At 28.8% G+C, this 12,745-nt stretch carries 11 protein-coding genes; 6 read left to right on the top strand and 5 right to left on the bottom strand.

Annotated elements, in window-relative coordinates:
• Positions 1 to 47: 47 nt before the first annotated feature.
• From IEW75_RS08160 to corA, 3 genes are all read right to left on the bottom strand, one after another.
• On the bottom strand, positions 48 to 971 hold the full coding sequence (locus tag IEW75_RS08160) for a mechanosensitive ion channel domain-containing protein (protein WP_134248602.1): 924 nt from the start codon (positions 969 to 971) through the stop codon (positions 48 to 50).
• A gap of 54 nt (positions 972 to 1,025) precedes the next feature.
• Entirely contained in the window at positions 1,026 to 2,546 is a 1,521-nt protein-coding gene (locus tag IEW75_RS08155) for a carbon-nitrogen hydrolase family protein (protein ID WP_134248603.1), read from the bottom strand.
• Between the two features lie 145 nt (positions 2,547 to 2,691).
• Entirely contained in the window at positions 2,692 to 3,747 is a 1,056-nt protein-coding gene (gene corA / locus IEW75_RS08150; protein WP_134248604.1) for a magnesium/cobalt transporter CorA, read from the bottom strand.
• A 219-nt stretch (positions 3,748 to 3,966) separates the two neighbouring features.
• Here corA and rsgA point away from each other — a divergent pair, with 219 nt between their 5' ends.
• The 4 genes from rsgA to IEW75_RS08130 all read left to right on the top strand — a co-directional run bounded on the left by rsgA (position 3,967) and on the right by IEW75_RS08130 (position 6,834).
• Complete coding sequence (gene rsgA, locus IEW75_RS08145; protein WP_134248605.1) at positions 3,967 to 4,905, top strand: ribosome small subunit-dependent GTPase A; 939 nt, start codon at positions 3,967 to 3,969, stop codon at positions 4,903 to 4,905.
• An 81-nt stretch (positions 4,906 to 4,986) separates the two neighbouring features.
• Positions 4,987 to 5,439: a D-aminoacyl-tRNA deacylase gene (dtd, locus tag IEW75_RS08140; RefSeq protein WP_134248606.1), complete on the top strand. Its 453-nt coding sequence runs from the start codon at positions 4,987 to 4,989 to the stop codon at positions 5,437 to 5,439.
• A gap of 94 nt (positions 5,440 to 5,533) precedes the next feature.
• Positions 5,534 to 6,166 (top strand): YceI family protein, encoded by a 633-nt coding sequence (locus IEW75_RS08135; protein ID WP_134248607.1) that lies wholly within the window; start codon positions 5,534 to 5,536, stop codon positions 6,164 to 6,166.
• A gap of 95 nt (positions 6,167 to 6,261) precedes the next feature.
• Positions 6,262 to 6,834 carry a YceI family protein gene (locus IEW75_RS08130; RefSeq protein WP_134248608.1) on the top strand — a complete coding sequence of 191 codons (573 nt, stop codon included), beginning with the start codon at positions 6,262 to 6,264 and terminating at the stop codon, positions 6,832 to 6,834.
• Between the two features lie 47 nt (positions 6,835 to 6,881).
• Here the strand turns inward: IEW75_RS08130 and IEW75_RS08125 are convergent, their stop codons facing one another.
• Positions 6,882 to 7,346, bottom strand: a complete 465-nt coding sequence (locus IEW75_RS08125) for an Lrp/AsnC family transcriptional regulator (protein ID WP_204744216.1) — start codon at positions 7,344 to 7,346, stop codon at positions 6,882 to 6,884.
• A 178-nt stretch (positions 7,347 to 7,524) separates the two neighbouring features.
• On the opposite strand from IEW75_RS08125, the gene IEW75_RS08120 reads away from it, so the two are divergent.
• Complete coding sequence (locus IEW75_RS08120; protein WP_134248609.1) at positions 7,525 to 8,724, top strand: aminotransferase class I/II-fold pyridoxal phosphate-dependent enzyme; 1,200 nt, start codon at positions 7,525 to 7,527, stop codon at positions 8,722 to 8,724.
• Between the two features lie 107 nt (positions 8,725 to 8,831).
• Positions 8,832 to 10,295, top strand: a complete 1,464-nt coding sequence (gene nhaC / locus IEW75_RS08115; RefSeq protein ID WP_134248610.1) for a Na+/H+ antiporter NhaC — start codon at positions 8,832 to 8,834, stop codon at positions 10,293 to 10,295.
• A 47-nt stretch (positions 10,296 to 10,342) separates the two neighbouring features.
• Here the strand turns inward: nhaC and IEW75_RS08110 are convergent, their stop codons facing one another.
• Positions 10,343 to 12,703, bottom strand: a complete 2,361-nt coding sequence (locus tag IEW75_RS08110) for a putative porin (RefSeq protein ID WP_134248611.1) — start codon at positions 12,701 to 12,703, stop codon at positions 10,343 to 10,345.
• Between the last annotated feature and the right edge of the window lie 42 nt (positions 12,704 to 12,745).

Raw genomic sequence — 12,745 nt, 5'->3', positions numbered from 1 at the left:
TAAGTATTTTAATCGCTCAAAAATTATTCCAATTTAACCCTTTTAAATTATTGTTTATTAGTAAGGTCAATATTTAATTTAGGAATACCTACCACTTCAAAAGTTGCTGAGGCTAGTTCAACTTTTCCATTTGTTTTTGTAATTTCATCTAAAATATCTGCAAAAACTGCGTTTTTTATAAGCCTTCTTTTTTTATAATCTACTACATATCTAAGATTAAATTCAATCCAATTATCAGTTAATTTTAGCGATAAGGTTGATGCAACAATGGCATCTTCTATTAAATATTTTTTAACCATTAATTTCCAATCTTCTTTAGCAAAATTAGCATATTTTGAAAGTTGAGTATCCGCTGTTTTTTGTATAATTTTATTGGCAAGCCCAATATCTGAGCCATATTTAATAGGAAGGTTGATTTCATCCCAAACAAAAGGAAAGTCTGTTGAATAATTATGAACCGCACCTTTAAAAACAAAAGAATTGCTAATTTTAACAATCCTCCCATTATAATTATCACTAGAAACCCAATCTCCAATTTCCATTAAAGTAGTTTTTGTAATTCCAATATCAATCACATCACCTTTAATATTATTTATTTTAATGCGATCTCCTGGTTTGTATATATTTGAACTAAATATGGAAAACCAACCCGCAATACTTAAAACTACTTCTTGTAAAGCAAAAGCTATTGCAGCACTAATTAAACCTATAGAAACTGTAAGATATTGGAAGCTTCCGGTAAATGTTATAAGTATTAAAAAAATAATTAAAATATAACTACCAATTCGAACCAATTTTTTAATGCGATAGCGATTTGAGTTATCAGAAATTTTTTTATTAATGCTATTTCTTATGGTCCAAGAAATTAATAGTATAATTATGAGCCAAAAGATGAATTGAGAAAATTTTATAATTAAATCACTAGATTCCCAACTTTTAAAATCTCGAATTATGTTGTTTAACTCATCCATAATTTATGTTTTATCAATTAATTTCTGATGGACTTTACATAAGAGAACTATTTGTTATAACTTTTTTAATTCGTATAAATCTTTACGTCTATCTTTTAAATTTCTAACACTACCAAATTGATGCAATTGTCTTAGTAAATCTATATCTACATCAGCAATTAAAATCATTTCAGAATTTGGAGTTGCTTCTGCTTTTATACCATTTGCTGGAAAAGCAAAATCACAAGGTGTAAACACCATAGATTGTGCATATTGAATGTCCATATTTTGAACCTTTGGTAAATTCCCTACACTACCTGCTATTGCAACATAACATTCATTCTCTATAGCTCTGGCTTGCGAACAATTTCTTACTCTTGAATAGCCATTTTGTGTGTCCGTTAAAAATGGTACAAATAAAATATCCATTCCTTCATCTGCCAAAATTCTACTTAATTCAGGAAATTCTGAATCGTAACAAATTAAGATTCCAATTTTTCCACAATCCGTATCAAAACTTTTTAATTCATGTCCTTTTTGAAGTCCCCAAACTCGAACTTCATCTGGTGTTACATGTAATTTTTCATATCTTTCAACCGTACCATCTCTTCTGCATAAATAACCTACATTGTATAATTTGCCATTTTGCATTTCGGGCATACTTCCTGAAATTATATTTATATTGTATGAAATAGATAATTGAGAAAATTGTTTTACTATTTCCTCTGTATGTTTTGCGAGCTCTCTAATAGCCTCAGCTTCTGTTAAATGGTTGTTTTGAGCCATTAATGGCGCATTAAAAAATTCTGGGAATAGTGCAAAGTCTGATCTATAACCTGAAACTGCATCTACAAAGAATTCTACTTGCGTCATAAGTTCTTCTAAATCTTTATAAGGTCGCATTTGCCATTGAATTAACCCTAAACGAATTACTTTTTTTATAACCGATGCTTTCTTAGATTTCTTTTCATAATAAATATTGTCCCACTCTAAGAGTACAGCATAATCATTTGAGGCGTCATCACCTTCTAAATAATTCTTCAACACTTTTGTTGGGTGAAAATCATTAGAAACTTGAAAATTTAATACTGGATCGTGAATTTCTTTTCTTCTAACTTTTGCAATATATTCTTTAGGTGATAATTTATCTGAATATTTATGATAATTTGGAATTCTTCCACCAAAAGCAACTCCTCTTAAATTTAAACGCTCACACAATTCTTTTCTATAATCGTACAATCTTCGTCCAAGACGTAATCCTCTATATTCTGGTTTTATAAAAACATCAATTCCGTAAAGCACATCTCCATCTGATGTATGTGTGCTAAATGTATAATTTCCTGTAATTTCTTGATAGGAGTGATGGTCGTCAAAACTATTATAATCTACCATAATAGACAACGCACAACCAGCAATTTGATCGTTAATTTTTATGACAACCTGCCCTTCTGGAAAACATTCAATTAGAGATGCTATTTGGTGTTCTTTCCAAAAAGAATTTGGCATAGTTGTATAAGAATCTATCATGGCAGCCTTTAGTTCTTGATAGTCATTTAAAGTTAAATAAGTTAATTCAATATTTTCTATATCTTTCATTTTTTTAGTTGTAAATTGTTTTAAATAAGCAAAATACAGGAAACATGTTCATATTCTTTTTACTGTATTTATAAAGTAAAATTATATAATATTTTTGATTTAATAGTTATTTTTATTAAATAATAATAGGTTAAAAAGTAGTGATTTAAAACCACTTTTTTCTTCTAAAATAAAACAACATTAATATAAAAATAACTAATATAATTAACCAGAAACCAAAATATCCCCATTTCCAAGATAGTTCTGGAATGTTAGTGAAATTCATACCATAAATTCCCGCTAAAAAAGTCAGTGGAATAAAAATTGTAGAAACTACAGTTAAAGTTTTCATAACTTGGTTCATTCTGTGCCCTTGTATTGAAAAAAATAAATTAATGTTACTCTCTAATCTTGCTTCTATTTTATCGCAATTATCTAAAAGTGTAAGACAGATATCTTTAATTTCAAAAAAATATTTAATGTGTTTCTGTTGAATAAGTTTATGCTGTTCTCGTTCAATTTTTGTTGCAAAATCGCGTATTGGGATAATTGTTTTTTTAATAAAATGCAATTGTCTCTTGTAAACTTCAATGGTATTTAGTAATTCGGGAGAAGGGTCTTCATTTATATCAATCAGGGCAAAACTTTCAACTTTATCCTCTATACTATCAATAGTTTTAAAATAATTATCTAAAATAGATTCCAATAGAAGAAAAAGTAAATAGTCTGTAGTTCTTTCTCTCAAAATTCCAATATTTTCTCTTAATCTGTGTCTAACATGTTCAAAATGATCTGCTTTTCTTTCTTGAAAGGATATTAAAAAGTTTTTACCTAAAATAAAACTTAATTGTTCTGCTTCAATTTCAATAGTTTCTGTAGGTAATAAAGATTTTATGGAGAAAAAGATGTAATCTTCATACTGTTGAAATTTAGGTCTTTGATTTACATCTAGAATATCTTGAATTACTAAATCGTGAACTCCAGTTTTCTTGCAAATACTATAAATTTGGGCTACATCGTGTATGGCGTGCGTATTAAGCCAATATTGTTTGCTGTCATCTTTAAAGCCATTATAGTCTTTTTCGTAAAAATTATTGTTTTCATTTAATTCACTTTGGGTGTAACTAAAAAGTTGCATCTTAAAGTCATCGGTATATTTAATACCAGTAAAAATGGGATTTTGAGGATTTAATTTTTTTCTATTCAGTTTTTTTTTGCCCATTATAAATTCTTTTTTATAAGATTTCTTTTTATTAGAAGTAATTTAAATGTATAAAATAAATTTCACTTTTTTAGTAAATTTTAATAGCAATTAAATTTAAACCGTTATTTCGTAGATTACTTTTAAACTATATTATATTTGTAATTATTAAATGTCCATTTTAAATTTATAATAAATTTGATGTTCCATAAGATCTTAAGAAACAATAAGTAGAAACAGATGAAAGGAGTTGTAACAAAATCGACAGGAAGTTGGTATACAGTATTTGATGAAAATGGTGATACTATTGATTGCAGGTTAAAAGGAAAATTTAGAATAAAAGGTATAAAAAGTACCAATCCGGTTGCGGTTGGCGATTACGTTATATTTGAATTTGAAGAAGGAAAAGAAACTGGAGTTATAAATAATATTCTTGAAAGAAAGAATTATATTATTCGTAAATCTGTTAACTTATCTAAGCAAACCCATATAATTGCAGCAAATATTGATGTTGCTTTTTTATTGGTTACTATAGACAATCCTCCAACATTTACAGGTTTTATAGATCGGTTTTTAGCAACTGCAGAAGCTTATAATATTACAACAGTATTATTGTTTAATAAATTGGATATTTATAACGATGAAGAGCTAGAAAAACTTGCAATGCTTGATGCTATCTATACAGATATTGGTTATAAATGTATTGCCATTTCTGCAACAAAAAATATTGGGATTGATGAGGTAAAAACATTAATGAAGGATAAAACCACTATGTTTTCTGGACATTCTGGTGTTGGGAAATCTACCTTAATTAACGCTATTGAACCAACTCTTAATTTAAAAACAAAAGAAGTTTCTAAACAACATAAACAAGGAATGCATACCACCACATTTGCTGAAATGTTTCATTTAAGTTTTGGTGGTTTTATTATTGATACACCTGGAATAAAAGGCTTTGGAGTGGTAGATTTTGATCCGCACCAAATAACAGATTATTTTCCTGAGTTTTTTAAATTAAAATCTGAATGTAAATTCAATAATTGTTTGCATATTAACGAACCTAAATGTGCCATAAAAGAAGCTATTGAAAATGGTGAAATTGCCTACTCAAGGTATAATAGTTACCTACAAATGGTTGAAGGAGACGAGGAGCATTACAGAACGGATATTTATGGGTAGAGAAGATGAAAGTTTGAAAGTGAAAAGTGAAAAAGATGAAATGTTGTTAAAACTAAAAACTAACAACCAAAAACCAACAGAATGAAAGCAGTTATTCAAAGAGTATTGGAAGCTTCTGTTACCATTGAAGGTAAAGTTGTAAGTGAAATTAAAAACGGATTGCTTATTTTAGTTGGAATCGTTGCAGAAGATACAAAAGAAGATATTAATTGGTTGTCAAAAAAAATTGTAAATCTTAGGATTTTTAATGATGAAAATTACGTTATGAATAATTCGTTAATAGATGTTGATGGAGATGCCATAATTGTAAGCCAGTTTACATTACAAGCTAGTACAAAAAAGGGAAACAGACCCTCTTATATTAAGGCAGCAAAACCAGAAATTGCAATTCCACTTTATAAACAATTTGTAATTCAATTTGAAACCGAACTCAATAAAAAAGTTGGTACTGGAGAATTTGGCGCAGATATGAAAGTATCGTTAACAAATGATGGACCAGTTACCATACTTATTGATTCAAAAAATAAAGTTTAACTATACTTTAATAAATTAAAACAATATCTATATCAGGTCTAATTATAGCAGTAATGCTATTTTTACTCTACAGAATTATTTAAAACTAAAAAAAATGAAAAAACAAATCTTATCATTAGTAGTTATATCACTACTATTTATTTCTTGTAAAGAAAAAGTAAAAAAAGAAAATAATACAACAGAAGCCAAAACTGAAATTCAGGGAATAGCGGATGCTAATTATACAGCAAATACAGAAACTTCTGTTTTAAATTGGAAAGGATTTAAGCCAACTGGAACGCACAATGGAACTGTTGCAATTAAAAATGGAACTTTAGAAGTGAAAGAAGGAAAATTAGTTGGTGGAAATTTTGTGTTTGACTTGAACGCAATTACCGTTTTAGATATTCCAGCAGATGATGAAAACAACGCAAAACTAAAAGGGCATTTAGAAAGTGGAGACTTTTTTGATGTTGCAAATAATCCGACAGCAACATTTAAGATTACAAGTGTTAACGGTAGCTTAGTTAAAGGGGATTTAACTATTAAAGGAATCTCAAAAAGTATTCAGTTCCCGGCAACGTTATCAACTTCTGCTGATGGAATTCAACTTTCTGGAGCTCCTTTTGAAATTGACAGAACTGAATTTGACATTCAATACAAATCTCAAAAATTCTTCGATAATTTAAAAGATAAATTTATTAATGATGAATTTGAAATTTCTTTTGAAGTGAATGCATCAAAATAAATGTAAAGTGTAATCATCTTGATGAAATGCTATTTTTAAAGTGGTAAACTTTAAATTAATACATTTACAATGTTATTAACTAAAATAGAAAAAGAATGAAAAAAATTGGAATACTGGTATTATTTGTAGTGCTATCGTTTTCAGAAGTTACTGCACAAGAAAAGTATGAAGTTGATTTTGCAAAATCAACAATTACATGGAAAGGATACAAACCAACGGGTTCACATAATGGAACGATTGAGGTGCAATCTGGGTCAATTTTAATGCAAGATGAATATATTGCGGGAGGATTATTTTCTGTAGCTATGGCTACAATAAAAGACGCTGATGGAAGTGCTAGATTAGAAGGACATTTAAAATCTAAAGACTTTTTTGAAGTTGAAACTTTTCCAACTTCAAAATTTGCAATTACTCAAGTTGAAATGAGTGAAAATGGAGAAGCAACAATTAAAGGAAATATTACTATTAAAGGGATTACAAAGGAAATTTCTTTATTAGGGAATGTTAGAAAAACTGATAATTCAGTTACTTTAAAAACAGATGTTTTTCAAATTAATAGAGCAGATTTTAATGTAAAGTATAAATCCAAATCGTTTTTTAACGACTTAAAAGAAAAGTTTATAAATGATGAATTTGATTTACAAGTTACAATTGTTGCAAATAAATGAAAGAATAAATAAACTTTTAAAAAGCCTGAATTTTAATTCAGGCTTTTTTAAGCTAATTTATAAATGGTATTTTCTTTAACCATACTCATAACAAAATTGCTTTGCACATTAGAAACTGACTCTAAAACAGAAAGTTTATTCTTTAAAAAAAATTGATAAGATTTAATATTTGGAGTTACAACTTTTAATAAATAATCAAAGTTTCCTGCAATATGAAAGCACCCAACAATTTCAGGCATTATTTCAATAGCGTTTTCAAATTGAGTAATTAATTTTTTTGAATGTACCTGGAGCGTTACCTGACAAAAAACCACCAAATTTAAACCCACTTTTTCTCTATTTATTTCGGCTTTATAATGGGTAATAGTTCCAGATTTTTCTAAACGTTTAATTCTGTCGTAAGTAGGTGTAGTTGTTAAGCCAATTTTTAGTGCAATTTCTTTTATATTCATTTTAGAATTTTGTTGCAAGAGCATTAAAATTTGATTATCAATTGTATCAATTTTATTCATTGGGAGTAATTTTTTCTAAAATTAATAAAAATATTTATATAAAAAGAAAATGATTCTTTAAAAAGAGTGATTAATAGTATAAGATAGTGTTATTGATTAAATAATCAGAATATATAATTAATATATCTTAATTTTATACGAGTAACTTTAACTATGTATAATAAAAAAACAGTTAGTCATGAGCCATAAACCAGCAAATAATATTCAAGATTTACAATATTTCGGAGAGTTTGGAGGAGTAAATCCTTCAATATCAGATTCAGCAACCTATACTTTTTTACATGCAAAAACAATGTTAGACACATTTGAAGGTCATGCAGAAGGTTGTTATCTATATTCACGTCATACCAGTCCAAGTAATTTATATTTAAGTGAAGCCTTGGCGGCAATGGAATTTACTGAAACTGCAAATGTTGCTGCTTCTGGAATGGGAGCAATTACCTCTGTGTTTATGCAAGTTTGTGGAGCAGGAGATCATATTGTTTCTAGTAGAACTATTTACGGTGGGAGCTATGCATTTCTTAAAAACTTTGCTCCAAAATTTAATATTTCAACATCTTTTGTGGATATTACCTCGTTAGAAGCAGTAGAAAATGCAATTACTTCAGAAACAAAAATGATTTATTGTGAGGCAATTAGTAACCCATTATTAGAAATTGCTAACATTGCTGAATTATCTAAAATCGCTAAAAAACACAATGTATTATTAGTGGTAGACAATACATTTTCTCCTTTAATAATTTCACCACAAAAATTAGGTGCAGATGTTACAATTCATAGTTTGACAAAATTTATAAACGGTACAAATGATACGGTTGGAGGTGTAGTCTGTGCAAGCCAAGAATTTATTGATAGCTTAAGAAATGTAAATGATGGAGCCGCTATGTTGTTGGGGCCTGTTATGGATAGTTTTCGAGCTGCAAGTATCTTAAAAAATCTAAGAACGCTCCATATTAGAATGAAAAAGCACAGTGAGAACGCACTGTTTTTAGCTGAAAATTTTGAAGCAGATGGATTAAAGATTGTATATCCTGGTCTTAAAAGTCATCCTGGAAATGAGTTGTTTAAAACTATGTACAACAAAGAATATGGTTTTGGTGGAATTTTAACATTAGATGTTGGTAATTTAGATAAAGCCAATGAATTAATGGAACTAATGCAACATGAAAATTTAGGATATTTAGCTGTGAGTTTAGGTTTTTATAAAACGTTATTTAGTGCGCCTGGAACAAGTACTTCTTCTGAAATTCCAGAAGATGAGCAACTTAAGATGGGACTTTCCGATGGGATCATTCGTTTTTCTATTGGATTAGATAACGATATTGAACGCACTTACAGAGCCATGAGAATGTGTATGAAAAAAGTTGGCGTTTTATAAATTTAGATTCTTTTTATTTTTTTAAGCCTCATTCCTTAATTAGAATGGGGCTTTTAACTTGTGTAAACTTTCAATTTTATGTATTATTACATTTCTAAAAATAATACATGCAAGAAAATAAGAACACTCCTAATAATGAAGATCGTGATATTATAAACAATATTGAGCTCAATTTTTTTGAAGCACTTATTCCCGTAGTAGCTTTAATGATTATGTTGGCATATAATATTTTTTATGCTGATGGAGTTTTATTGGGAGATTATTCCAATCAGTTTATTTTATTATTAGGTGGTTTGGTTGCTGCAATAGTTGGTTTTTTTAATAAAGTGAATTTTAAAGCTATGGTTGTTGAAATTATAGACAACCTAAAGAGTGTTTTAATTCCTATTTTAATATTGTTTTTGGTGGGAGCTCTAGCTGGAACTTGGTTGGTAAGCGGTATTATACCTGCAATGGTTTATTATGGACTTCAAGTGTTAAATCCAACAATTTTTTTACCGGCTTCGGTAATTATCGCCGCATTAATTTCTATTGCAACAGGAAGTTCTTGGACGACTTCTGCAACTGTTGGTATTGCTTTGGTAGGTATTGGAAGCGCATTGGGTATTCCAACAGGTATGATTGCAGGAGCAGTAATTTCAGGCGCCTATTTTGGAGATAAAATGTCGCCTTTAAGTGATACTACAAATCTAGCGCCAGCAATGGCGGGAACAGATCTATTTACGCATATACGTTATATGACACTAACCACAGTACCAACAATTATAATTACGCTAATTGTGTTTAGTATTCTAAGCTTTAATATTGATACTTCTGGAAATGCAGATGTTAGCGGTTTATTAAATACTATTAATAGTACGTTCAATATTTCACCATACCTATTTATTGTACCTGTAGCTGTAATTGTGTTAATTGTAACCAAAACAAAACCATTAATTGCGCTTGGAATTGGTGTTTTACTAGCAGCTGTTTTTGCATTTATTTTTCAATCGGAGATATTAAGTGGGCTGTCTAATTCAAACTTTATATCAATTATAAACGCAATTTTTATAGATACTGAAATTACCACCGCTAACGAAAAATTAAACGAACTTTTTAGTGCAGGTGGAATGCAAGGAATGCTTTGGACTATATATTTGATTATTTGTGCTATGGTTTTTGGTGGAATTATGGATGCCATTGGAGCTTTAACAAGAATTACCGATGCTTTATTAAAAGTTGCATCATCGGTGTTTGGCTTATTTGCTAGTACTGTTATAAGTTGTTTAGGTTTAAATGCCATTGCTTCAGATCAATATTTGGCGATTGTAATTCCAGGTAAAATGTTTAAACAAGCATACGAAGATAAGGGTTTGGCTCCTGAAAATTTAAGTAGAAGTTTAGAGGATTCTGGTACTGTAACTTCAGTTTTAATTCCTTGGAATACTTGTGGAGCCTATCAATCTACAGTTTTAGGAGTTAATGTTGCAGATTATTTTGTGTACGCAATATTTAATTGGCTAAGTCCATTTATGACCTTATTCTTTGCTGCATTAAATATAAAAATTAGGCAATTAGTTAAAAATAATTGAATTATTTTTTAAAAGTCCTAGTTCATGGGTAAGGATTTTAGAAAAGGTTAAATAAAGAAATTCCAAACCAAACCAAATCGAACTGTTAAATCTCTGTACGGATAATTTGGAGCGCTATAGTAATTTCTGCCAGTAAAACCAGCTCCAAAGTTCTCAACTTTTAAAAAGAGACGTGTTCTTCGCACTTGCATATTAAAAAAGAAATCTAAAATAGGGTAATTACCTATTTCAGTTTCATTTTGCAGTACAAACTCACTTAAAAGCGGATTGTAAGCATTCGCTTTAAATGCAGTAAAGTATTTAAAAGTTATTCCAGTTTGTAAATAAAGCGGTTTTCCTTTAAATACATAATTTGCGTAATACAAAGTGTTTTGAGTAACTATTTGTGGCACATGAAAAAACGATTCACCTTCTAAAACATTTTGATACATTACAGTATTGTCTAAGGTAAAGTTTCTAAATGTAAAATACTGGTTGGCTTTTACTTTTATATAATTTAAAGTTTCTTTAGCCTGAGTTGGACGAGAAATTGTATCAAAATAGGTGTAATTATCAATTAAATTATAGGAAGTATTTATACTTCCCCATTTATTTAATTTAAATTCAATACCGACATTCTTTAGTTCTTCGTTTTTAAAATTGTTTTTCCAGTTGTAATCTTTAAAAGCACTTTGATACAAGATTTTATTTAAACTAGGTGATTTTGAAGTAACTTCAGCATATCCTTTGATACTATAAATACTATCTTTTTTATAGTTTATGGAAGCTTTTATAGAATTCCCAGTTAAGTCTCCAGAAATAATTGAAGTAGCATCAGCATTTACGCTTAAGTTACCAATGGTTGCTTTCCAATCTGCTCCTGCAGCAAGTACATCTCCTTTTAATCTATCAGAAATTGTAATGGTATCTAAATACAAGATACTATTGTAATGGTAATTATATTTGTAATAATTTGCTTTTGCTCTTAAAGTTCCAGTATATGGTGTGTATAGCTCAAAATAGAGCTGGTTTTCCATGTTTTGATAAGACGTATGATCTTTAATAGAAGTTTCATAAGATTCTCCAAAGAAAGTTTGAGGATCACCTTTTTTAAACCTGTAATGTTTGGTTTCATACATAAATGTATGTCCTAACTTTAAAACTAAATTATCTTTAATATTTTTAATGGAATCCAATTTAGAAATTTTATCTTGTACAGAATCTTTAGATTTTTTATTGGGGTTTTGCTTATTGGTTTTAGTTAACGCGAGTTGTTTTTTACTTTTTAATTTTGAAACTGTATCATTCTTTTTTATTGAATCAGTTAACGAATCTTTAGCTTCTAAATTAGCTTCTACTAATTTTTCTTTAGGTGAAATATTAATGGAATCTTGCAGCTTTATTGCTGCTGTTAGTATACCTTCATCGCTAGAAATATTTGTGGAATCTTTAGGTTTTATATTACTAACTTCCAGATCCTTTTTAGCTAAAATGCTTATCGAATCTATCCGCATTGAATCCGCTGCTTTTAGAGCTAGTAAATTATTTAAAGAATCTGTCTTTTTTTGTTCAATTAGTAATACACTTTTTATATGTTTTTTGGTAAGTTGGTTCTTTTTTGAAAAAAGTGTGATACTTTGGTTAACAAAATACCGTTTTCCTTCATACATGTTTTCAGCATCTGTAAAATTAACTTCTAAACGCCCGCGATCCGTATAATTTGGATCATTAATTTCAAAATAATTTATAGACTCTTCTGTTAAACCACCATTTTCTTCATTAAGAAAATCAAAAGAATAAAAATGACCTTTTAAATAGTAGTTTTTGTTTTTAGAATTGTAATTAAAAGTTGTTCTAAAATTACCATGACTGGCTAAAGATTGTCTATATTTTCCTAAAGAACGTAAACCTTTATAAGCTAAAGAAAAATTAAATTGAGGAGAAGTATTCATTGTTAAGAAAGCATCTAGAACCTGCCCTTGTTCTAAACCAGTTCTATACATAAACTCTGAAGTTGGTGTTGGAACTTTATAATATTTTATATCTTCTACACTGTAATAATTAAATTGTTTAGCATTCATTCCCATAGCTGGAAAAACTGAATTTCCTTCAAAGTTAAAACCTAATTTATTAAAAGTTTGCCCCTGATTATGAAAAGGTAATAATTCAAAATTATCTTTTCTAGTATAATTAAATTTAAAATTTTTTTGTAAAGTTAATGTGGTATCAATAACTGTGGTATCATTATGCACAGAAAACATTCTATAATCTGTGTACTTAGTTTTTCCACTAAGTTTAATATTAACCGCATCTTTAAATGAAGTGCTATCAGTTTGAAATAAACCATTGTCACGGTCTGGCATAATTACTTGTGCCGAAATACTTATAAAATAAAACCCTAAAAATAATGTTACTAATACTTTTTTCATAAATTATATAAAGTAGCAAAGGTAAATTATTTGAACGAAAAT

The sequence above is a fragment of the Lutibacter litoralis genome, assembly GCF_014646675.1.
Taxonomy (GTDB): Bacteria; Bacteroidota; Bacteroidia; order Flavobacteriales; family Flavobacteriaceae; genus Lutibacter; species Lutibacter litoralis.
This window is presented reverse-complemented; position numbering and strand designations above follow the sequence as displayed.